Source organism: Nitratireductor aquibiodomus NL21 = JCM 21793, from assembly GCF_000615975.1.
GTDB lineage: Bacteria > Pseudomonadota > Alphaproteobacteria > Rhizobiales > Rhizobiaceae > Nitratireductor > Nitratireductor aquibiodomus.
Map to the genome: position 1 here is coordinate 33435 of NZ_BAMP01000021.1, position 22042 is coordinate 55476.

Genomic DNA, 22042 nt, shown 5'->3' on the forward strand with positions numbered 1-22042 from the left:
AAGGATTGGAGAGTTGCGAGAGCACCTTGGTGCCGCTCGCGAGCGGCGGCCGGCAAGGGAGGCTTCGCCGCTTCTGGCCCCGAAAACTGCGACCCGGCACAAATGCCGGCTTGCCAGACGCGCCCTTGTCCTGCCTTGCTCTTCGCGGCTCTGTGGGATCCGCCCCGAAAAGATCGGAGGCGGAATCCCGGACAGAGGACCGCGCGAAACGCGGAGAGTAAATGGAAAAAGCAGACCTGGAAGAGCTGAGGGGAAAGGTCGCCTGCGGCGCGGTGCTCGAAACCGCCGGCTTTGCCGTCGACCCCAAGGAAAGCACCCGCCGCGCGGTCAAGTACCGCCGCGGCGAGGAGATCATCATCGTCATCCATGATGGCCAGGGGTGGTTCGATCCCCTGTCCGACGCCAAGGGCGACGTCTTTCGTCTCGTCGAACATCTCGACGGCCTTCCCTTTGCGGCGGCGCTTTACGTCGTCGCCGACCTGGTCGGTTTCGTGCCATCGGAGCCGCAATGGCAGCGGCAATCGCGTGAGCGCATGCCCGACCTCTCGGTTCCCGAGCGCTGGTCGGCACGCCGCAAGCCATGGCCCGGCTCGGCGACCTGGCGCTACCTGCAGGACGCGCGGGCGCTTCCGGACAGCGTTCTGCGCGGGGCCGTCGCCCAGGACCTTCTCCGCGAGGGCCCGCAGGGCAGCATGTGGGCCGCACACCGGAATCCGTCCGGAACAGTGACCGGTTGGGAAGAGCGCGGGCCGGACTGGCGCGGTTTTGCCTCCGGCGGTGCCAAACTGCTCTTTGCACTCGGCGCGGAAACGTCGCTGCGCCTATGCATCGCCGAGGCGGCGATCGACGCCATGAGCCTTGCCGCACTCGAGCAACAGCGTCCTGACACGCGCTATTTGAGCACCGGAGGCGGTTGGTCGCCGGCGAGTTCCGAGGCCTTGCTCGATCTCGCCGTTCGGGCAGACGCCCTTCTGGTCGCGGCCACCGACAACAATGCGCAAGGGGAGAGCTTTGCCGAAAGGCTGGAGGCGCTCGCCACCGATGCCGGTTGCGGTTTCGTGCGGCTGCGGCCGGAGCTGGAGGATTGGAACGAGGATCTCAAGGCAAAAAGAAGAAGGAAGGATGCAAGGGAGGAGGAGAGGGATGGCTGCCGCATGCCCGCCGTCCGCCTCAAGGGTGAAGCTCCGCCCGGCTGACGCCGGCCCTTGACCCGGCCGGACGGAGAGGCGGCCGCAGGGAGGGGTCCGGAAGGCTGAAGAGGATGGTGATGCCGATGAGGGTGCGCCGCGCTCCAGCCCGGGACAGGCCTCAAAGGAGCCCGCCATGACCTCTCCCATCCGCAAGATCTATTTCGGAATCGCCGACCGCCACCAGATGTTCAGATTATTCGACCGCCATGCGCAGCGACCCGATCGCTGGCAGACCGACGGAGCCAAGCTTTGCGCCGGCGAGTGGTTCGAGATCGCGCAAGCCCAGCATGACTACATGCTCGAAATCCTGCCGCCGCTCTGGATGCGCGGCGAGATGTTCGCCATGCGCGAATTCCTGACCGGCAGCATCACCAGCGTCTTCTACATGCTCTCCATCAATGGTGTGACGCGGTTCTTTCATGCCTATTGCGATCTGTCCGATCCGCGCTCGCCCTATGACATGCGCGACGCCATCGTCGAGCGCGAACGGCAGCCGGTCAAGGCGATGACCCGCGAAGAGCGGATCGAGCATATCTGGAGCGCCGCCCACGACAAGTATCGCGGCTATGCCGGCGAGGACTTCCGGCCCGAACATCGCCGCAAGCGCACCGTCATCGTCTACGGCAAGCCGGGCACGCGGTTCGAACTGCTCGAGGCGCTGACCGATCAACAGATCTCCGACAAGCTGCCGGTGCACCTTCGTCACCTCCCGCTGCCAGAAGCCGCGTGAGGTCCGTCATGTTCACATTTCCGATTCTTGCGGTGCGCAAGGTCATCGCGCGCGGCGAAGAAGATGCCGCCGCCAATGGCGGTTTTCGCAATCCCTATTATGGCACCCGCCCGGGAGAGGGCGAGAAGCCGGGATTCTGGCTCGTTGGCGACGAGGGCGTCTACATCATTTCCAATGGCAAGCTCGCCGAGGGCCAGAAACCACTCGTCGTCTATTCGACCGAATGCCATCCGAAGGGCGATACCGACTGGTGGGATTACAAGCGCCGGCACTTCGGCGGCGATGACGGCGTCGAGTTCATCGATGCCGATCTGCTGGTGCCAAGCTTCAACCGCAGCTTCGGGATCACGCATCTCGGCATCCAGCTCACCGAGAACGACATCTCGTTCTCGCTGATCACCCGCTAACCCCTTTTTCAAATCCGCACGTGGCGAACGCTGCCGGGTCTCCCGGCGGCGCGGCTCCGTGCGCCCGCATCACAGGAGACATCACCATGTCAGACCACGATCCCTTCACCCTCGACATATTCGGCCGCTCGGCCTTGTCCTCCGGGCTCGGCCTTGGCGTCACCGCCTTTTCCGAGAGCCCGAAAGCAGAACCAGAGGAAACCGAACCTGCGCCGGTGGCGAATTCATCCGGTTCGCCAGCGCGCGAGGAGTCCGCAAAACGACAGCCGGCCGAAACGCCCGAGCGCGGCAGCAATTTCCATCTTTCCGGAAGCCGAGCTTTGGCAAAGGGCTGGAAGGCCCGCGCCCGTGTCAATCTCGAAGCGATTGCCCTTGCCGCGGCGATCGCGGGGGAGGACCGGCCCGCGACGTCCGAAGAGCAGGCACGCCTCATCCGGTTCACCGGCTTCGGTGCGTCCGATCTTGCCAATGCGATCTTCACCCGGCCCGGCGAGGAGGGATTTCGCAAGGGGTGGGAAGACCTTGGCGAAGAGCTGCAGGCATCCGTGAACGAGGCCGATTACGCCTCGCTAGCCCGCTGCACGCAATATGCGCATTTCACCCCCGAGTTCATCATCCGGGCGATCTGGAAGGGTCTCGAACGGCTCGGCTGGCGCGGCGGCCGTGTGCTCGAACCGGGCATCGGCACGGGGCTTTTTCCGGCCCTGATGCCGGAGGCACTAAGGGATGCGTCTTTCGTCACCGGCGTCGAGCTCGATCCGGTCACCGCGCGCATCGCTCGCCTTCTGCAGCCGGTCGCCCGCATCGTCGAGGGCGATTTCGCGCGCACCGATCTGCCGGCGCATTTCGATCTCGCCATCGGCAATCCGCCGTTTTCCGACCGGACTGTCCGCTCGGATCGTGCCTACCGGTCGATGGGCTTGCGTCTGCATGACTATTTCATCGCCCGGTCCATCGATCTCCTGAAACCCGGCGCGCTGGCCGCCTTCGTCACATCGGCGGGGACGTTGGACAAGGCGGACGCCACGGCCCGCGAGCACATCGCCAAATCCGCCGATCTGATCGCCGCGATCCGGCTGCCCGAAGGCAGCTTTCGCGCCGATGCCGGCACCGATGTCGTCGTCGACATCCTTTTCTTCCGCAAGCGCAAGCCGGGCGAGCCGCAGGGCGACGCAAGCTGGCTGGACCTTGCCGAGGTCGTTCCCGCGAGCGAAGACAGCGACGCCATCCGCGTCAACCGCTGGTTCGCCGACCACCCCGATCATGTCCTTGGCCGCCACGCGACCACATCCGGTCCCTTCGGCCAGACCTACACCTGCCTCGCCGGTGAGGGCGATCTCGAAGCCCACCTGGACGATGCCATTCTCTCTCTTCCGGACGCCCTCTATGACGGCGAGCCCGACGCGATCGATGTCGATCTCGAACTTGGGGCGAGCCTGACGGATATCGTCAGACCCGAGGATGCGCATGTGCGCGAGGGCAGCTTTGTCTTCGATGCCTCGAGGGGCCTCATGCAGGTGCTCGATGGCAAGCCCGCTCCGGTTTCTGTCCGTAAGGGACGGTCGGGCGAAGGGTTTTCGGAGAAACAGATCGCCATCGTCAGGAAACTGATCCCGGTGCGGGACGCGGTGCGGGCGGTCCTCAAGGCCCAGGAGACTGATCAGCATGGCGCGATTGCCAAGTTAAGCTGCGCATCGCCTGGTCGAGCTTCGTCCGCGATTTCGGGCCGATCAATCACACCAGGGTGTCGATCACGGAGAACGATGCGACGGGCGAGACCCGCGAGACGCATCGCCGCCCCAACCTGCAGCCCTTCCTCGACGATCCGGATTGCTGGCTGGTCGCCTCCATCGAGACTTACGACCTCGATACGGACACCGCCAAGACCGGCCCGATTTTCTCCGAACGGGTGATTGCCCCACCGTCGTCGCCGGTGATCACGAGCGCCGCCGACGCTTTGGCCGTCGTCTTGAACGAGCGCGGCCATGTCGATATCGACCATATCGCCGAGATTCTGCATGAAGACCAAGATACCCTCGTCGAGGAGCTGGGTAGTGCGATCTATCGCGATCCGGCTGACGGGACGTGGCAGACATCCGATGCTTATCTCTCCGGCCCAGTCCGCGACAAGCTGGCGGTCGCCGAGGCGGCCGCGGAGCTCGATCCGGCTTTCAACCGCAATGTCGAGGCGCTCGAAGGAGTGCAGCCGGCCGATCTCAGCCCCTCCGAGATCACGGCGCGGCTGGGTGCCCCGTGGATTCCCGCCTCCGATGTCGTCGATTTCGTGAAGGAGACGATGGGCACGGAGATCACGATCCGACACATGCCGGAACTCGCCTCCTGGACGGTCGATGCCCGCATGCTCGCCTATCGCGCCGAGGGCACCTCCGAATGGGGCACCAAGCGCCGGCATGCCGGCGAACTGCTCGCCGATGCCCTCAATAGCCGGATCCCGCAGATCTTCGACACGGTGAAGGACGGGGACAGCGAACGGCGTGTCCTCAATGTCGTCGACACGGAGGCGGCCAAGGAGAAGCTCACCAAGATCAAGACCGCTTTCCAGACATGGGTCTGGTCCGATCCGGATCGCACCGACCGGCTGGCGGGGGTCTACAACGACACCTTCAACAATATCGCGCCCCGATCCTTCAACGGGGACCATCTGAAACTCCCGGGCGCCTCTGGCGCCTTTGTTCTTTATGGCCACCAGAAACGGGGCATCTGGCGGATCATCTCGTCGGGCGCAACCTATCTCGCCCACGCCGTCGGCGCCGGCAAGACCATGACGATGGCGGCCGCGATCATGGAGCAACGCCGGCTCGGCCTGATCTCGAAAGCCATGCTGGTCGTGCCCGGTCATTGCCTGGCGCAGGCCGCCCGCGAGTTCCTGGCGCTTTATCCGACGGCGCGGATCCTCGTTGCCGATGAGACCAACTTCACCAAAGACAGACGCCATCGCTTCCTGTCGCGCGCCGCGACGGCCAATTGGGACGCGATCATCATCACCCACTCGGCCTTCAAGTTCATCGCCGTCCCGGCCGAATTCGAAAGGCAGATGATCGAGGATGAGCTCACGCTCTATGAGGAGCTGCTCACCCGGGTCGAGAGCGACGACCGGGTGTCGCGCAAGCGGCTCGAGCGGCTGAAAGAGGGATTGCGGGACCGGCTCGAGGCGCTCGGTTCGGTCAAGGACGATCTCCTGACGATTTCCGAGATTGGCGTCGACCAGATCATCGTCGACGAGGCGCAGGAGTTCCGAAAACTCTCCTTCGCCACCAACATGTCGACGCTCAAGGGCGTCGATCCGAACGGCTCGCAGCGCGCCTGGGACCTCTATGTCAAATCGCGTTTCATCGAGACGAAAAACCCGGGCCGGGCGCTTGTGCTGGCCTCCGGAACGCCGATCACCAACACACTCGGCGAGATGTTCTCCGTCCAGCGCTTCCTCGGTCTGGGGGCGCTGAAGGAACGGGGTCTGCACGAATTCGACGCTTGGGCCTCGACCTTCGGCGATGTGGCGACCGAGCTCGAATTGCAGCCCTCGGGCAAATACAAGCCCGTTTCGCGCTTTGCCACCTTCGTCAACGTGCCGGAACTGATCGCCATGTTCCGCTCCTTCGCCGATGTCGTGCTGCCGGAGGACCTGAAGCAATATGTGAAAATCCCCGCCGTCTCGACCGGCAAGCGCCAGATCGTCACCGCCAAGCGACAGACGACTTCAAGCTCTATCAGCAGGTGCTAGAGGCCCGCATCAAGGCTATCGAAAAGCGCGAGGGCCCGGCGCAGCCAGGTGACGATATCCTGCTTTCGGTCATCACGGATGGACGCCATGCGGCGATCGATCTTCGGCTGGTCGATCCCGACAATGACAATGAGCCGGACAACAAGCTCAACAAGCTGATCGAGAACAGCTTCCGCATCTGGCGCGAGACGGGTCAGAACGAATATCTGAGCCGCGACGGAAAACCCTTCGATCTGCCGGGCGCGGCGCAAATGATCTTTTCCGATCTCGGCACGATCAGCGTCGAGAAATCCCGTGGCTTTTCCGCCTATCGCTGGATCCGCGACGAGCTGGTTCGCCTCGGCGTACCGCCTTCGGAAATCGCCTTCATGCAGGACTACAAGAAGACCGAGGCCAAGCATCGGCTCTTTGCCGACGTCAATGCCGGCAAGGTCCGTTTCCTGATCGGGTCGTCGGAGACCATGGGCACCGGCGTCAACGCCCAGCTTCGCCTCAAGGCGCTGCATCATCTGGACGTCCCCTGGCTTCCCTCGCAGATCGAACAGCGCGAGGGCCGCATCGAGCGGCAGGGCAATCAGCACGACGAGATCGACATCTTCGCCTACGCCACCGAAGGCTCGATGGACGCGCAGATGTGGCAGAACAACGAGCGCAAGGCCCGGTTCATCGCCGCGGCCCTTTCCGGCGACACCTCCGTGCGCCGGCTCGAGGATCTGGGCGAGGGCCAGGCCAACCAGTTCGCCATGGCCAAAGCGATCGCTTCCGGCGATCAGCGCCTGATGCAGAAGGCGGGGTTGGAAGCCGACATTGCCCGGCTCGAACGCTTACGCGCGGCGCATCGCGACGATCTCTTCGCCGTTCGCCGCCAGATCCGTAACGCCGAACGCGATATCGAACATGATACGCGGCGGATCGCCGAGATCGGCAAGGACATCGAGCGCCGGAATCCAACGTCAGGCGATGCCTTCACCATGACAACTGCCGGGCAGTCCTTTTCCGACCGCAAGCCCGCCGGTCGCGCCATGATGAAGGAAATCATGACCCTCGTGCATCTGCGGGAGGAGGAGGAGATGACTCTCGGGAAGATCGGCGGCTTCGATCTGATCTTCTCCGGCCAGCGCTTCGGCAACGACGAATTCCAGTACGGTGTCGCACTCGCACGGACCGGCGCGGAGACCGATATCGATCTGGCCCTGACCGTCACCCCGCTCGGCGCCGTCTCGCGCATCGAGCATGTGCTTGCCGGGTTCGAGGACGAGCGGTCGCAATACCGGTTCCGGCTCGATGACGCCAGGCGCCGGTTGGCGTCCTACCAGTCCCGCCAGGGCGGCGAATTCGGCTTCGAGGAGGAGCTTGCCGACAAACGCCGGCAGCTCGATGTCATCGAGGCCGATCTGGCGGATGAGGTTCTGAAGGAGGGGAAGAAGGCGATGGAGGCGGCCTGAGCGCTTCAGGCCCCGTTACCCTCAGCCTGCTGCACGATATGTTCGAGCATATCCCGGATATACACACTCGGATAGACAGCGAAGCGGTCGCCATTGGCATGTGTGACGATTCCGTCGAACCGAAGATGCCGATCATTGTCTTTGTCTTTGATGATGGAGAAGACGGGTGAGCCGCTCAGCCCGTCAGGTTCCACGCTTTCCCTAGTCGACCGATCGTGCTTCACGAAGATCGCCCGGTGTTCGACGTCTAACGGCCGGGGCTCGTCTTCCTCGAGGTCTTGTCGGATCCAGCGCATCGTGAAGTTGGAGAGCTTGCTGTGGTCATCGCCATCGAGCTCAATGATCGCGGATGATGAGGGATAGCCGATCAGAAACGAGTAGTCGGCGGTGATATCCACCGCATCGGACCAGAACATACTCGAGAGATCGAGGTGCTCAGTTTTCGCCGAGCTTCCGCTGTAGTCAAAGAAGGTGAGGTCCTTTAGCGACTGGCGGTCTTCGTCGTCGATGACGGGGCGATGAAGACTGCTGGGCGGAACCGCCAGATTACGGTTTTCGCTATTGACCACCACGCGGAATTGATCGGCCGCAGGCGCGCCCTTCGCTACGTCTGTTTGATGCGCGGTCACGAGCGCAAAATTCCACCCATGAAAAGTCGCAAGAAATGCGGTCCCGAATAGACGAAGTTCCCACACGTCGTCTTCGGTTGCGAACAACGCCGGGCGAACGAAGCGACGCATCGAGTCCGGCGCGGACTTGAACGGCACATAGGTACCGTTGATCCCCACGCTCATTTTTGCCTGGGCCGTCGTCCATGTCGGTATTGCCATCGAACACAAAACTCTCGTGAAAAAATACCCCCGCAGGGAGTGAAGAAAGATCGACGAAAAAAGTGATGTCGGAAAGGGGACCGGTCGCAGACCGGTTGGACCGGTGACGCTGACGCTCAACCGCCGCCTGCGCCATCCCGGCCCGTCGTCCTTCGCAGGGCTTGTGAGCCCCGCTCGTCCGGCCAGGCAGGGACGCTCGGCCGCAGTTGCACCGGTCCGCCCGCTCCGCGGTCCCCGGGGGATGTCTTCGAGAAGAAGACGAGAAAGGGAGCCGGCGGCATGCCGGACCCGCAACCGTGAACAGGAGCTTCCCATGCATATCATCAAGATCGATCCGCGCGCGCTGAAGGACAATCCCGACGACGCCCGCAAGTCCAAATCCACTCCGCAGGGCGATGCGCTGCTCGCCGCGACCATCAAGGCCGTCGGCATCATCCAGCCGCCCGTCGTCTCTCCCGAAGCCGATGGCGGCAATGGCTTCATCATCCAGGCCGGCCATCGCCGCACCAGGGGCGCGATCGCGGCCGAGCTCGAGGAGATCGAGGTCATCGTGACCGATCCCGCCGATGACGGCGGCGCCATGCGTTCCATGGTCGAAAACATCGCCCGCGAACCGCTCAACCCGGTCGATCAGTGGCGCGCGATCGAGCGGCTCGTCGCGCTCGGCTGGACCGAGGAAGGCATCGCCGCGGCGCTGTCGCTTTCGGTGCGCCAGATCAAGAAGCTCCGGCTGCTCGCCAATGTGCTTCCCGCCATGCTGGACCAAATGGCGAAGGGCGACATGCCCGACGAGCGGCAGCTCCGGACCATTGCGGCTGCGTCGATTGCCGAGCAGAAGGAGGTCTGGAAGGCCCACAAGCCGAAGAAGAGCGAGACAACGACCTGGTGGTCGGTCGCCAACGGCCTGTCCAAGACGCGCATGTATGCCCGTGACGCCAGCTTCGACGACGAGCTGGCACAAGCCTACGGAATCGCCTGGGTCGAGGATCTCTTTGCGCCTGCCGACGAAGACAGCCGCTATACGACCGATGTCGAGGCGTTCCTCGGCGCCCAGCAGGAGTGGATGACCAACAATCTGCCCAAGAACGGCATGATCACCGAGTCCAACAATTGGGGTCAGCCGGAATTGCCGAAGAAGGCCGAGCGGGTCTACGGCAAGCCGAAGAAGTCCGATTGCACGGCGATGTATCTCGACCGCGATGGCAAGGTGCAGTCGGTCGTTTACCGGATGCCCGAGCCGAAGGCGGCGAAAGGAAAGGGTGGCGATGGCGGCGCCGTCGCGCCGGCGCAGCGCCCCGATGTCACCCAGAAGGGCCAGGACATGATCGGCGATTTTCGCACGGACGCGCTTCACGAGGCGCTTCAACGCGCGCCGATCGAGGATGACACGCTGATGGCGCTGCTCGTCATCGCCTTTGCCGGTCAGAATGTCCGCGTCGATAGCGGGTCAGGCAATACGGGGTCGTTCCGCAGCCAGATCGCACCCCATGCTGCCAACCTGGTCGACGAGACCGGTAATCTCGCGTTCGACACGGACATGCTGCGCATCGCGGTCCGCTCGGTGCTGATCGAGGTGCTGTCGTGCCGCCGCAACATGTCGAACAGCGGCATCGTCTCGCGGATCGCCGGCGCCGTCGTCGGTGCCGATAGCTTCCTGCCCAACATGGGAACGGAGGACTTCCTCCTTTGCCTCTCGCGCCAGGCGCTCGAGGCGGCATGTGCGGACACATCGGTGCTGCCGCGCAACAAAGTTCGCGATACCCGCGCCGCACTCGTCGAGCATTTCCAGGAGGAGCGCTTCGTCCATGCCTCGGCGCTGTTCGCGCCCGACGCCAACGAACTCGCCGACTGGAAGGCCCACAACGAGATCGTCGAGGACGAAGACGCGGCGGATACCGATGGTTCCGTCGACGAGCCGGATGAGAGCGACATCGACCCGGATGCCGTCTCCGAGGGTTTCCGCGAAGCCGCCGAATAGCGGCCTTCTTCCTTCCGAACGCATATCGTGCCGCCGGCTTCGTCCGGCGGCGCTTTCGTTTCCAATCAACAAAACGAGGAGCACACCATGTCCGCCAAACTCATCTTCGACCACGCACCGATCGGCGCGATCATTGCCTATTCGGATGGCACGCCGCGGCCGCCGGAGCGTTACCGCAGGAAACTTGCCGACTGGAAGAACCGCAACGGGGCCGGGCGGCTGATTTGCAAACGTGCCGCCGTCGAGCGGGGCACGCACACGATCCCCGCTTCCTTCACCCTGCATGAGGGTGATTTCGGTTCGAACGGCATGATCGTCATGCGGGTCCACAAGACCTTCGACGTAACCTCACCACGGGACTTCACGGAGCGCGAGCAGCCGGAACCCGGGTCGGTCCTCGTCATGAGCCGGCCGGGCGACCTCGGGGAGCTCGTCCATCTCGCCGCAAACCGCAGCGAGGCGGAAAACTGGCTCACCCGGCACGGCTATCCCGAAGCGGTGCTGCAGGAGGTCACGGTGCCGGCGCCGGACACCGGGAGGGCGGCGTGAGTGTCTCCGGGGGAATATCCCTGCTCTCCCGGATGGAAGCAGCGCACCGCCAGACGAAGGCGCATCTCGAACGGATCGAACGCCAGATATTGGCGAGGGCTGAACGCATGACGACGACCGCCAAGGCGAAAGCCCGAAGACATCCCCGTGGAGGATCGCGCTGGACACGGTCGGATGAAACCATGTTCAGGGCCTGCGTCGACCAGCTGAGCTTCGAGCGGCGCGGCGAAATCGATGCCCTCAACCGGAAGCTCTCCCGGCAGGAGCGTGCAATTCTCGCCGTCAGGGCAAAGACCATCAGCAACGGACCGACCTCCAAAGCGGATGCGCAAGCCGTATTGTGATGGCAGGAGCATATGCGAACCGGCCACGGTCATTTCCTTCACATTGGGCGCCGGTGGAAAGCCACCCCTTCCGGCCTCCCTTCGGTTCTGGTCGCGGTCGTAAACCGGCTGCCGGGGCCTTCAAGGCCGCTGACGCGCCGCGAGGCGGCCGCACGCACCATCCTCGCCAAACCGGCCCCGCGGGACTGCGCGAGGGCTTGATAAGCCCTGCTGGCCCGCAGGACAGGTTCGCTCGTCCCGGTCCGTGCGGACCCTGAAGCCCCCGTCTTTCCGCCGGTTTCTTTTGCCCGCGCCCGAAGGGAGGGCCGGCAGGGGCCGGCTCGAGCCTTCGGTCAAATCGTGAAGGAAAGGACCTCACATGACCAGCAACGCTCGTTCCTCCCGTCAATCCGGCAAGATCGTCCAGCTCCGCAAGGGCGCTTCCCTCGAAATGGTCCGGCTCGCCTGCCCTGACAGCGCCCAGGCCTCCCTCATCTCCGAAAGCTTCGGTCTTCCCGTCATCGACAGCGACGGCATCCGCGATCTCCACCACAAGATCATCGTCGACACGGCCGACTCCCTGAACGAAGGCCTCGGCGACCGCGCCATGCAGATCCATCTGCAGCGTATCGTCGGTTCCTATGTCGGCTCCGCCCATGGGGCCGGCCAGTTCTATTCCCGGGCGTCTCGGAAGCCCGAGACGCGACCGCGAAGTCTGCCAACGATGCACGCGACGAGGATCTCGACGGCCCAGTCGGGTTCGACAGCAATGCTCAACGCAAGCGAGAGTTCGCAGCCGATATGGGCATTCAGGCCCATGCGCTTCGCTGCGCGGCCGAAGGCGTCGTCACCGCCTACGAAGAAGTTGTCGGCGAAGCGTGGAAGCCCTTCCAACGTCAGGTCGAAAGTCCCGGCCAGACCGTCGACCGAAAGGCGGCCGAACTGCAGATGGCGGCGCTTGGCTGATCCGCTCGGGCGGAGCTTCGGCTCCGCCCTATATCGCCTTTAGATTGGCGACTCTGAGCCGGACATCAGCCCATTTTCATCGGACCAAACATCCCGCTCTCCGCCATCGCCATATAGATTTTCTTCATCGCGAGGGCCGTGTCCTGACCGACGAAAAGTGATGACCTGCTGCCATGGGGCGCGCCCAGCATGTAGGGCCGCATGGTCTCCCAGTTTTCGGCGCGGGACGACCAACGCCATACCGGAAGTTCCTTCTCCAGCATCAGCGGTACGGCCAACTTCTTTGGAATCATATGTCCCGGATCGAGCAACGATTCCCATTCACAACTCACCAGCACCGGCTGCGTATTTGTATTGTAGAAGGGCACGTCCAGGATATCCGCGCTGACCGTAGCGCACGGGTGCGAGGGAAGCTCCTCCACCGACCGGACGACTTCCTCGCCGCTCACATAGGGGCAGGTCAGGAAGGCGTGGGCGAAGTAGATCGTGTGATCAAGCCCCCGGTATCCGCAGCGGTCGCTGGGATATGTTTCTGGATTGCGGTCGTCGTGATTGACCACCAAGGGATGCCAAGTCGGATAGCCTTCCACCACTGGGCCGTGTTCGTCGATGATGTCCAATAACGCCTTTTCGCTTCGTTCGCGCTCTTCCGGCGAGAAGTTTCTCGAAACGAGGTAATTCCTGGCGCGCTCAAATCCGTTGGTTGCCGCTTCGTCTGCTCGAAAAGCCATGATCATAGGTCCTGCAATGTCGCTGTGATGCATCAAATATAGATATTACGCATGAAAATGCAATATCATGCGTGACGTACCAATCGTGTGCAAATATGTGCCTTCTCCGACCTTGGCCCGGACCTAGTCATTCCGCACGGCCGCCGAGAGGGTTTCGCCTATTTGCGCGTCCCAATCTGTGCACCAGGCATCCATCATGGCCGATCCACTCCCGCTCTTTGAGGATGGCATTCCTGGTGCGGCGCGGACTTCCACGATCAACCCGTAAAGGGTCCGCTCGCAAGCGGCGGCCGCTTGGCTTTGGCCTGCGCGGTGATCGCGTCCGCTAAGCCGCACACTGACGGAGCCATCAAGAGCGGGATTGGCCCGCTCCAACGATGGAGCCTTCAGATGCAGCACGATCTTTCCCTCGCCCAGAAACACGCCTGGAACCTGGCCCGCACCCTCATGACCCCGATCGTCCTCTTCAAGTCCGACGACGAATACGGCGTCCTTCCCGCCGACGAAGTCGAAGAGGCCGAGATCGTCATCCTGTTCGAATACGACCCCTATACCGGCGGTCAATCGGTCCACTGACCACCGATCCTCTCACTCCTCAAAGGCGGCGCCTGGCGCCGCCTTTTCCGCTGCGCGGATGCCCCGACCGAGGTCCGTCCCGAGCAAGGTCCGGGCGGAGCCGGCAGCACCGGCAACGGCTTCGCCGTCCTCCTCTTCGTTCCGGCCCTACGCCACCCCGCCGCGCTGCGCACACCGGGATCCGGCTCGGGTGCCGCTCCTGCCTTCAGCTCCGCCGTGATCGGACCTCGTGACGGACCGCGATCGGCGCGGTCCTGGAAATCAGGAGGTTTGAAAATGAAGAGGAAAGAGAAAAACCCGCGGGTCGACATCTATGCGCGGATCACCGAGACGATCGTCGCCGATCTGGAAAACGGCGTCCGGCCCTGGATGAAGCCCTGGAGTGCGGGCGGGCTCGAAGGCCGGATTACACGTCCCCTCCGGCACACCGGCGAGCCATATACCGGCATCAACGTGCTGCTCCTCTGGTCGGAGAGTATCGCGCGGGGTTTCGAGGCACCGCTCTGGATGACCTATCGGCAGGCCGGTCAGATCGGAGCCCAGGTGCGCAAGGGCGAAACTGGCGCGACCGTCGTCTATGCCAGCCGCTTCACCAAGACCGAAACCGACTCACGCGGTGACGAGGTCGAGCGGGATATCCCGTTTCTCAAAACCTACACCGTCTTCAATTGCGATCAGATCGATGGGCTGCCGGATCACTATTATCACCGGCCAGACCGGATCATCGATCCGGTGTCACGGATCGACCATGCCGACCACTTCTTTGAGAACACCGGCGCGGTAATCCGCCATGGCGGCAGCAAAGCCTTCTTCGCTTCCGCGAGCGACCACATCCAGATGCCGCCATTCGAGAGCTTCCGGGATGCGGAATCGTACGTCGCCGTTCTCAGCCATGAGGCCACCCACTGGACAGCGCCAGCACACCGCGTCGGGCGCGATCTTTCCCGCTATCACAAGGATCGCTCCGAACGTGCCCGCGAAGAACTCATTGCCGAGCTCGGGAGCTGCTTCCTATGTGCCGATCTCGGCATCGTGCCGGAACTCGAGCCCCGACCCGATCACGCAAGCTACCTTCACTCATGGTTGCGTGTGCTCAAAGACGACAAGCGGGCGATCTTTCAGGCGGCGGCGCATGCACAGCGGGCGGTCGCCTACCTCCATGGGCTCCAACCAGCCGCAGCAATCGAAGAGCGGGAGGCGGCCTGATGCCCTCCCTTTCGAATGCGACTGCGGAGGGCGACCAGCCCTCCGCAATTCGGCTGCGCGCGCTATCGCTCGGCGCCGGCGTACAGTCGACGACGCTCGCCTGATGGCAGCGCATGGCGCGGTCGGGCCCATGCCGGACTGCGCGATTTTTGCCGATACCGGCTGGGAGCCGAGAGCCGTCTACGAGCATCTCGACTGGCTCATGTCGCCGAACGTGCTACCATTCCCGGTCTTCATCGTCGGGTCCGGCAACATGCGGGACAATCTGCTCGCCGCCGGTCGCGGCGAACGGTGGGCGTCGATCCCCGCATTCGCGCGGTCGGTCGACCGTCGCGGCAATGTCTCCATCGGCATGATCCGCCGCCAATGTACGGGCGATTACAAGATCGAGCCGATCCGCCGCAAGGTCCGCGAGCTGGTCGAGCTCACCCGCAAACGCTCGCCAACCTTCGCGGTCGTCGAGCAATGGATCAGGATTTCCTTCGACGAGGTGATGCGCATGAAGCCGAGCCGCGAGGCCTGGCAGCGCAACCGCTGGCCGCTGATCGAGGAGCGGATGACCCGCCGCGATTGCCTAGTCTGGCTGCGGGATCGCGGCTATCCCGACCCGCCGAAATCGGCCTGCATCGGTTGTCCGTTCCATGACAATTCCCGATGGCGCGCCATGCGCGACCATGACGAGGAGGCCTGGCGCGATGCGATTGATGTCGACCGTGCGATCCGAACCGGGATCCGGGGTATTCGCGGCGAGGTCTATCTGCACCGGTCCGGTGTTCCTCTCGAGGAGGCCGATCTTTCGACGCTGGCCGATCATGGCCAGCTCGATCTCTGGCCAAACGAGTGCGAGGGGATGTGCGGCGTTTGATGTCAGGCCGCTTCGGCGGCGCGTTCTCGCCATCAGAGTTCGGTCCGATGGCCCGGGACGACGGAGCACCTGCGAAACCTGCCTCCCCGCATCACGCCGTGCCAAAGCGGAGCCCCGGCAACAGCCGCACAGCTTGTCAGCGGAAGGCCACATTCGGACGCATGCCTGTTCTCTCTTTTCCGGTCGCACGTTCGGTCACCGGAGATAGATAGATCGTTGGCCGATAGTGCGGGAGATCCCGAACCGGCAATTGGGCCGCCTTAAACCGTGACGAGATCGATCTGCCGATTGTGCGCCTGTAACGGGTGGCGGTGAGCCTGTTCGCCACGTCACGGCCTATTCCTTTTTCCGTCGTCTCTCACGGAGCTCGCCCAACGCGGTCTCGATTTGGCATGTCTGACCGGCAAACGGCTTCGCCTCGCCCGGCTTGTCGCAACGGCGTGCCGGAACTTTCTTCCCCTGGCGGCTGCGCCACCATTCCTCGCGAGACAAGAAAGCCCCGGACCGCCGTCCTCCATTTCATTGCGGTCCCTTCGGGATGCGCGCCGATCGTTACCGGTCTCTTCGACAGCCATCGAGGCCGCGATGGGCGCGGCCCGAAACATCGAAAAGGAATAGGACAATGGCAAACATCGGCACTTTCACCACCACCAAGAACGGCTTCACCGGTCAGATCAACACCCTCGCGCTCAACATCAAGGCCCGCTTCGAGCGCGTCGAGAACCCCTCAGACAATGGCCCGCAGTTCCGCATCTTCTCGGGCAACGTCGAACTGGGCGCCGGCTGGCAGAAGCAGGCCAAGGGAACCGAACGCGACTATGTCTCAGTCAAGCTGGACGACCCGAGCTTCGCGGCTCCGATCTACGCCACCCTGGTCGAGGTGGAAGGCCAGGATGGCATGCAGCTGATCTGGTCGCGCCCGAACACAAACCGCGACTGATCTCCCCGGAAGACAAGGGCCTCGCCGCAAGGCGGGGCCTTTTTCATGTTCACGCTTATCGATCGCATCTAGCGATGCCGTTTGACAAGAAACGCATCACAATAACCGCGGCGGCGCTTGCGGCGCTCCAGCCGGTCGAATGCCAGATCGGCATCATCGGCGGTGTCGAATGTCTCCATCATGGTTTGCCCGCGCGTGCCGATCCTCCCCCAATCGCGAATGAGAGAGGCGCCTCCGAACAGCGTCGGCTGTATCGAAAGGCTGTAGAACCGCCGCATATTCTGTGCAGGGTCCACACGCCTGAGGTGAACGGGACCGGAATTGCTCATGGCCCAGAGTCTCGCTTCCTGTGGAAGCGACGTCCAACGAATTTCTTGAATCGTTGGATACGGATCGATTCATGGAATTGATGCTAGCCCGGGATCGCACCCGTCTTCTTCGCCCGCTCCACAAGCTTCGCATAGGTGGTCCCGTTCCCTGATGGGAAGTGCTTGCACCACGCTGCGAGAAAACGCTTCTCCCGCTCGAAATCCTTCTCTTTATGCAGCAAGACAGCGACCCTCATTGGATAGTGCGGTGCCGGAATTTCCCCAGAGGTAAGATACCGCCTGAACGCATCGGAAACAGTGTCGCACTGCCATCCAAGATCTTGGTCTGCGGTCTTCATGAAGGCGCGGAACGAGCTTTCGTCCTGGTTCAGGAAGTCCGGTCCATTTGACGCTTGGCCATAGGTGATCCCTTCCTCCAGCATTCTGTCTGTCGTTGCTCTTATTGAGTTCCGTTGAAGTCGCTCCTGCTTTTCGGCATCGACCTCCTCCTGCTTCGCGAGTAAGCCGATGACGTCATCAACCTTTCCAGCCAGATCGGGCGACAACTGGCTGTCCGAGACGGGCGGCTTGCGAGCCGGGCGCTGCGCCTGCTTTGCCTTTATCCGTTCGCCGATCTCGTCGGCAAGTCCGGAAAGAACAGCCTCTTGGCGCTCAGACTGAGCAATCATGGCAGCCGACACGCCAGCGCGATGGTACTCGGCGATCTGCCATTTCAGCTGTTTGAGGTGGCTTGACACCTTGGCTTCCGGCTTACGCAAGGCGGTAATGCCAAGCTCGGGGTTCTCCGAAAGAAGCTCCTGTATTTCCTCAATTAGAACTGATCGAGCGCGAATATGGGCCTCCCATTGATCGCGACGATCTTCAGTGCGTGATGCAGAAAGCGACTCATGGACGGTAGGCTCACCGCGGAGATGCGCCAGCGCTTCCTCCTTCGCAGCTACTTCACTGGAATAGACATCGGAGAAATACGGGTCATTCCGGTCATCGACATCGGCAATACAAAACTTCCAACCACGGTCCTGAGGAAAGACGGTGATGCGAATTTGCCCATCGACCATCGTCGGGTTGCCGTTCTCAGAAATCGCCCAGCCTTCTGCACTCGGCCGAGCGTCTCCATCTCTCGTACTCGATTTGCCAAACAGCCATTTGAGAAACGACATGGTCCCCTCCAGTTGCAATCCATTGTCGACAGATTGCGATCTCTGACAAGCAGGGGATCAGAGTATTGGGTTCAGCGGCACAGAAGTTGATCCAATTCTTGCCGTTCGCGACGGGTGACTTCATTCTCTACATCACCGGGGATTGTACTTTGTGGAACCGGTTCTGAGCCACGACCGATTTCATGTCCTCCCGTCGGAACCAGATCGCGCGCCCGCATCGGAGCGGCGGATTGCCCGACGTGAACACGATCTGCTCGTCACCGCGCATGCGCAGCACTTCTTCCGGCAGGATCAGCGGCCGAGCGGCCAACTGCTTTGATCGCGTTCGCGACGATCCCGACATCTGCGATGTCCGGCTCAGCTGGTCGACCTCAACCGTCGTTTTGCCGCATCGCCGCGAGATGTATTCGGCGGTTTCCGGATCGTTGATTGCGGCGAAGGACACCCAGGACGCGCTCTCGAACCATTTCGATGTGGCGTCCCGCCCGCCATAGGTCTCGCGCATCTGCCCGATCGACTGAAACAAGAGGAGCAGGCTGATCCCGTATTTGCGGCCGGCGTCCCGGGCGGTCTCCAGGATGCGCAGGTAGCCAAGACGTGCCACCTCATCGAGGAGGAACAGCGTCCGGCCTTTCGTCTCTCCATTTCGATTGTAGATCGCGTTCAGCAATGCGCCGATGATGGTACGCGCGAGACCCGGATGGGCCTCAAGGGTTTTCAGGTCGAGATTGACGAAGATATCGGTTTTGCCGTTCGCGAGATCGTCGGTCGACAGGCTCGACCCGGACACCAGAGCCGCATAGTTCGGATAGCTCAGCCAGTGGGTTTCCTTGATCGCGTTCGCATAAACGCCGGAGAAGGTTTCGGGCGTCATGTTGACGAAGGCGGCGACGTTTTCCCGCACGAACGCGGACTCCGACTTATCGTGGATTGTCTGCAGGCGCTCGCGCAGTTTCGGCTCGGGCTCGGACAGGTTCATGCGCACCTGGCGCAGCGTCTGGCTTTCTTTTGCCGTGTGCCCCGAGAGGCAGACATCGGCGATCAGCGCGGTGATCAACTGCAGGGCGGAGGCGCGGAAGAAGTCGTCGCGCATGGACGTCTGCCGGCCGACATCGGTGACGACCCAGCTCGCAACGGCAACCACGTCCTCTTCCTTAGTCCCGCCATAGCGCCCGATCCAGTCGAGCACATTGAAGCCGACGGAGGCATCCTTCGGGCTGAGCACGAAAACCTCGCGGCCCGCCTTGCGCCGATGATCGATGACCATGGGTGCGACTTCATTGGATGGGTCAAGCGCCACCAGTCCGCCGCCCCATTTGAGCACCGTCGGAATCGTGACGGACGTCGTCTTGAAACCGCCCGACCCCGCGAAGACAAGTCCGTGGGTCGATCCGAAAGATGCATCGAAGCACAGGAGCGGCGACTTGCCTCCGGCCCCCCAGGACTGTTTGTCGTCGGCGCGGAACGTGTGGCTCGCGACGCTGTCCCTGTCGACGCGATAAGCCTCGCCCACAACGATGCCGCCGTCTCTGCCAAACATCCGTTTGGCCTCGCCGAGCAACATCCAGTCCGCCGATCCGTGGATGGCGCGCTTGCCCGTCAGACGGCGTGGTTTCATGCTTGCGAAAGCGGTATCGCCGCGCAACGCAACACGCAGGGCGAACATGCTGGCGATGAAGCAGACCATCGCGCCGATGCCCGTCGAAGGATCGGCATATTCGATCAGCCGGTGACCATCGGGGACCACGTCCGAGAAACCGCTGAGGCGCGAAAGCTCGCGCATTCCCGCGATGCCGATCACGCCGATCGCACCCACCAGAACACCAAGGCCAGCGGATTTGATCGCCATGGCGCCACGCGCGGCGAAGAGGAAAATAACCCCAATGATCGCGGCGACAACATAGGCAGGGCAATGCCGATCCGCCCCAGCGTCAGTTGTGCCTCCGGCGAATTGCCGAACCGTGCCAACCACGTTTCGGAGCCGGTGAGTCCAAGACACGCAGCGATCATCAAGCCGACCGGAGCGATCACGAGGAGGAACTTATTCAGGGGCACTGGAAAACGCCTCCGCTCCGATCGCCGTCAGCCGTTCCCGCTCCGCTTCGTCGGCTGCTATCCGGCTGGCGCCGTCGATCAGCAATCCGAGCAGCAGCGCCCGCTTCTCATAGCGAAGCCCCGCCTTGGCGATTAGACCGCCAAGCTGGATTTTCTCGCGCGTGTCCTTCTTGCGCGCGTCGGACTGGCTTGCCTGTCGCATGCGCTCAAGCCTCGTTATTTGCGCCCGAAGACGCTCCAGACGGGTTTTGCGTGGGCGGTGATTTCCGGGCCTCGCTACTTCCGCCGCGAAACCGTTTCTCCAGATCCTCGAAGGCTTCGACGAGCTTGGCGTCGTCGATCTCGATTTCTCCGAGACCGGCCTTGAGCGCGAGCCGTCCGATACGTTCGGCCTCGCGCGTTTCGGCGACTCTGAGCTGCTCCTGCAGCCTGGCGATGTCTTCCTTGATCTTCGATGAAGGTTTTCTCATTCCGTGTGCTCCCGGTTCTGGCGAATGGCGAAAAGCCATGAGCAGAATCGCCCGGGTGCGCCTTCAGCGCATCCCGGCAGAAATGCCGGGTCGAGAGACCCGTCTCAATGAGAGATCATCCCAGCGTTCCGAAGGAATGCGTCCAAGGGCGCAGTAATACGTCGCTGGCGCGACGTGCTGCTGGCGGCCCCTGATGGGGTAGGCCGCCGTCCTTCGGAACAAGTTGGACTTGTTTCTCAGGAGCTTGATGGCCCGTGGCGATCACGCATTTCACACCTCAGCTCATTTCGCGCGGAAATGGCCGCAGCGCCGTGCTGTCCGCCGCCTATCGCCATTGCGCGAAGATGAGCCACGAGGCGGAAGCGCGCACCGTCGACTATTCGAACAAGAAGAACCTCGCCCACGAGGAGTTCCTGCTGCCGCCCGATGCTCCGAAATGGGCCCGCGACATGATGGCCGACCGGTCCGTTGCCGGCGCCGCCGAGGCCTTTTGGAATGCGGTCGAAGCCTTCGAGAAACGCAGCGACGCCCAGCTCGCCAAGGAATTCATCATCGCTTTGCCGGTCGAGCTCAGCCGGGACCAGAACATCGCCCTGGTCCGGCAGTTCGTCTCCGCGCAGGTGCTTTCGAGAGGGCAGGTCGCCGACTGGGTCTTCCACGACGACAGCATTCCCGGTGGCGCCAATTCCTCAGGTTCCGATCAGGATCGGAACCGGATTGGCGCGCGCAATCCGCATATTCACCTGATGACCACGCTGCGCCCGCTAACAGAGGACGGGTTTGGGTCCAAGAAGGTCGCGGTCATCGGCCCGGACGGGCAGCCGCTTCGGACCACGACCGGGAAGATCCAGTACAAGCTCTGGTCCGGTGAGAAGCCTGAATTCCTCGAGCAACGGCAAAGATGGCTTGATCTCCAGAACCACCATCTGGCACTTGCCGGGTTGGAGGTACGGGTCGATGGCCGGTCCTATGCCGAGCGCGGCATCGACATCGAACCGACAACCCATATCGGTGTTGGCGCCAAGGCGCTGCAGCGCAAGGCCGAGGCCAAGGCGAGCGCCATCGATCTCGAACGGCTCGCCCTTCACGAGGCGCAACGGCAGAAGAACGCTGCACGGATAGAGGCCCGTCCGGAGCTGGTGCTCGACATTCTCACCTCGGAAAAGAGCGTCTTCGATCAGCGCGACATCGCCAAGGTCCTGCATCGCTATATCGACGATCCGGAGAACTTCCAGCGGCTTCTGGCGCGGATCACGGAGAGCCCGGAATGCCTGAAGCTCGCCGATGAGACCATTGACTTCGCGACAGGTGCGCGTGTCCCGGCGCGCTGACCACACGGGCGATGATCAGGCTCGAGGCCGAAATGGTCAGCCGCGCGGACTGGCTTTCGGGAAAGAGCGGGTTTGCGGTCCGGGCAAAGGTTTTGGAAGCCGTCTTCGGCCGGCACGAGCGGCTGTCGGAGGAGCAGCGGACGGCCATCGAGCATGTGGCGGGCGGGGAGCGGATCGCAACGGTCGTCGGCCGGGCCGGGGCCGGCAAGACCACAATGA

Annotated in this window: 15 protein-coding genes and 5 pseudogenes; 13 read left to right on the plus strand and 7 right to left on the minus strand. The window is 62.8% G+C overall.

The window, feature by feature from the left end:
* Positions 1-221: 221 nt before the first annotated feature.
* From JCM21793_RS08235 to JCM21793_RS24835, 4 genes and pseudogenes are all read left to right on the plus strand, one after another.
* Positions 222-1196, plus strand: a complete 975-nt coding sequence (locus tag JCM21793_RS08235) for a DUF3991 and toprim domain-containing protein (RefSeq protein ID WP_025030071.1) — start codon at positions 222-224, stop codon at positions 1194-1196.
* Between the two features lie 127 nt (positions 1197-1323).
* Entirely contained in the window at positions 1324-1920 is a 597-nt protein-coding gene (locus JCM21793_RS08240) for a DUF1419 domain-containing protein (protein WP_025030072.1), read from the plus strand.
* Positions 1921-1928: 8 nt separating this feature from the next.
* The gene (locus JCM21793_RS08245; RefSeq protein WP_025030073.1) at positions 1929-2327 is read left to right on the plus strand and encodes a DUF3085 domain-containing protein; all 399 of its coding nucleotides are present in this window, start codon (positions 1929-1931) and stop codon (positions 2325-2327) included.
* An 86-nt stretch (positions 2328-2413) separates the two neighbouring features.
* Positions 2414-7514, plus strand: a pseudogene (locus JCM21793_RS24835) (helicase-like domain-containing protein).
* A gap of 5 nt (positions 7515-7519) precedes the next feature.
* Here JCM21793_RS24835 and JCM21793_RS08255 read toward each other — a convergent pair.
* Positions 7520-8344, minus strand: a complete 825-nt coding sequence (locus JCM21793_RS08255) for a hypothetical protein (protein WP_025030074.1) — start codon at positions 8342-8344, stop codon at positions 7520-7522.
* A 313-nt stretch (positions 8345-8657) separates the two neighbouring features.
* Here JCM21793_RS08255 and JCM21793_RS08260 point away from each other — a divergent pair, with 313 nt between their 5' ends.
* From JCM21793_RS08260 to JCM21793_RS24840, 4 genes and pseudogenes are all read left to right on the plus strand, one after another.
* Positions 8658-10322, plus strand: coding sequence for a ParB/RepB/Spo0J family partition protein (locus JCM21793_RS08260; RefSeq protein ID WP_025030075.1), 1665 nt, complete (start codon positions 8658-8660; stop codon positions 10320-10322).
* Positions 10323-10409: 87 nt separating this feature from the next.
* Positions 10410-10871: a UCP036055 family protein gene (locus tag JCM21793_RS08265; protein ID WP_025030076.1), complete on the plus strand. Its 462-nt coding sequence runs from the start codon at positions 10410-10412 to the stop codon at positions 10869-10871.
* A complete protein-coding gene (locus JCM21793_RS08270; protein WP_025030077.1) occupies positions 10868-11215 on the plus strand; it encodes a hypothetical protein in 348 nt (115 codons plus the stop codon). The genes JCM21793_RS08265 and JCM21793_RS08270 overlap by 4 nt, the downstream gene beginning before the upstream one ends.
* A gap of 358 nt (positions 11216-11573) precedes the next feature.
* Positions 11574-12160, plus strand: a pseudogene (locus JCM21793_RS24840) (hypothetical protein).
* A gap of 65 nt (positions 12161-12225) precedes the next feature.
* Here the strand turns inward: JCM21793_RS24840 and JCM21793_RS08280 are convergent.
* Positions 12226-12891 (minus strand): hypothetical protein, encoded by a 666-nt coding sequence (locus JCM21793_RS08280; RefSeq protein ID WP_025030078.1) that lies wholly within the window; start codon positions 12889-12891, stop codon positions 12226-12228.
* A gap of 390 nt (positions 12892-13281) precedes the next feature.
* On the opposite strand from JCM21793_RS08280, the gene JCM21793_RS08285 reads away from it, so the two are divergent.
* The 4 genes and pseudogenes from JCM21793_RS08285 (at position 13282) to JCM21793_RS08300 (ending at position 16478) form a co-directional block, all read left to right on the plus strand.
* A complete protein-coding gene (locus JCM21793_RS08285) occupies positions 13282-13467 on the plus strand; it encodes a hypothetical protein (protein ID WP_025030079.1) in 186 nt (61 codons plus the stop codon).
* Between the two features lie 276 nt (positions 13468-13743).
* Complete coding sequence (locus JCM21793_RS08290; protein ID WP_025030080.1) at positions 13744-14673, plus strand: ArdC family protein; 930 nt, start codon at positions 13744-13746, stop codon at positions 14671-14673.
* Positions 14673-15538: pseudogene (locus JCM21793_RS24845) on the plus strand (hypothetical protein). The gene JCM21793_RS08290 and the pseudogene JCM21793_RS24845 overlap by 1 nt, the downstream one beginning before the upstream one ends.
* Before the next feature lie 622 nt (positions 15539-16160).
* A complete protein-coding gene (locus tag JCM21793_RS08300) occupies positions 16161-16478 on the plus strand; it encodes a DUF736 domain-containing protein (RefSeq protein WP_025030081.1) in 318 nt (105 codons plus the stop codon).
* 68 nt (positions 16479-16546) lie between these two features.
* Here JCM21793_RS08300 and JCM21793_RS08305 read toward each other — a convergent pair whose 3' ends face one another.
* The 5 genes and pseudogenes from JCM21793_RS08305 to traC all read right to left on the minus strand — a co-directional run bounded on the left by JCM21793_RS08305 (position 16547) and on the right by traC (position 20492).
* A complete protein-coding gene (locus JCM21793_RS08305; RefSeq protein WP_025030082.1) occupies positions 16547-16807 on the minus strand; it encodes a WGR domain-containing protein in 261 nt (86 codons plus the stop codon).
* 83 nt (positions 16808-16890) lie between these two features.
* Entirely contained in the window at positions 16891-17967 is a 1077-nt protein-coding gene (locus tag JCM21793_RS28170; protein ID WP_051556140.1) for a hypothetical protein, read from the minus strand.
* A 127-nt stretch (positions 17968-18094) separates the two neighbouring features.
* Positions 18095-20022 (minus strand): annotated as a pseudogene (traG, locus tag JCM21793_RS24855) (Ti-type conjugative transfer system protein TraG).
* Complete coding sequence (gene traD, locus JCM21793_RS08320) at positions 20009-20224, minus strand: type IV conjugative transfer system coupling protein TraD (RefSeq protein WP_025030084.1); 216 nt, start codon at positions 20222-20224, stop codon at positions 20009-20011. Before traD ends, traG begins: the two are co-directional and overlap by 14 nt.
* A 4-nt stretch (positions 20225-20228) precedes the next feature.
* A complete protein-coding gene (gene traC / locus JCM21793_RS08325) occupies positions 20229-20492 on the minus strand; it encodes a conjugal transfer protein TraC (protein WP_025030085.1) in 264 nt (87 codons plus the stop codon).
* A gap of 254 nt (positions 20493-20746) precedes the next feature.
* Between traC and JCM21793_RS08330 the strand changes: the two are divergent.
* A pseudogene (locus JCM21793_RS08330) lies at positions 20747-22042 on the plus strand (MobA/MobL family protein); the annotation flags it as partial.

What these genes read in the sequence shown, in the direction of transcription:
- JCM21793_RS08265 (WP_025030076.1), top strand. Translation starts at nt 10,410, where the DNA reads ATGTCCGCCAAACTCATCTTCGACCACGCACCGATCGGCGCGATCATT.
- traD (WP_025030084.1), bottom strand. Translation starts at nt 20,224, where the DNA reads ATGCGACAGGCAAGCCAGTCCGACGCGCGCAAGAAGGACACGCGCGAG.
- JCM21793_RS08255 (WP_025030074.1), bottom strand. Translation starts at nt 8,344, where the DNA reads ATGGCAATACCGACATGGACGACGGCCCAGGCAAAAATGAGCGTGGGG.
- JCM21793_RS08305 (WP_025030082.1), bottom strand. Translation starts at nt 16,807, where the DNA reads ATGAGCAATTCCGGTCCCGTTCACCTCAGGCGTGTGGACCCTGCACAG.
- JCM21793_RS08245 (WP_025030073.1), top strand. Translation starts at nt 1,929, where the DNA reads ATGTTCACATTTCCGATTCTTGCGGTGCGCAAGGTCATCGCGCGCGGC.
- JCM21793_RS08280 (WP_025030078.1), bottom strand. Translation starts at nt 12,891, where the DNA reads ATGGCTTTTCGAGCAGACGAAGCGGCAACCAACGGATTTGAGCGCGCC.
- JCM21793_RS08290 (WP_025030080.1), top strand. Translation starts at nt 13,744, where the DNA reads ATGAAGAGGAAAGAGAAAAACCCGCGGGTCGACATCTATGCGCGGATC.
- JCM21793_RS08260 (WP_025030075.1), top strand. Translation starts at nt 8,658, where the DNA reads ATGCATATCATCAAGATCGATCCGCGCGCGCTGAAGGACAATCCCGAC.
- JCM21793_RS08240 (WP_025030072.1), top strand. Translation starts at nt 1,324, where the DNA reads ATGACCTCTCCCATCCGCAAGATCTATTTCGGAATCGCCGACCGCCAC.
- JCM21793_RS08235 (WP_025030071.1), top strand. Translation starts at nt 222, where the DNA reads ATGGAAAAAGCAGACCTGGAAGAGCTGAGGGGAAAGGTCGCCTGCGGC.
- traC (WP_025030085.1), bottom strand. Translation starts at nt 20,492, where the DNA reads ATGAGAAAACCTTCATCGAAGATCAAGGAAGACATCGCCAGGCTGCAG.
- JCM21793_RS08285 (WP_025030079.1), top strand. Translation starts at nt 13,282, where the DNA reads ATGCAGCACGATCTTTCCCTCGCCCAGAAACACGCCTGGAACCTGGCC.
- JCM21793_RS28170 (WP_051556140.1), bottom strand. Translation starts at nt 17,967, where the DNA reads ATGTCGTTTCTCAAATGGCTGTTTGGCAAATCGAGTACGAGAGATGGA.
- JCM21793_RS08300 (WP_025030081.1), top strand. Translation starts at nt 16,161, where the DNA reads ATGGCAAACATCGGCACTTTCACCACCACCAAGAACGGCTTCACCGGT.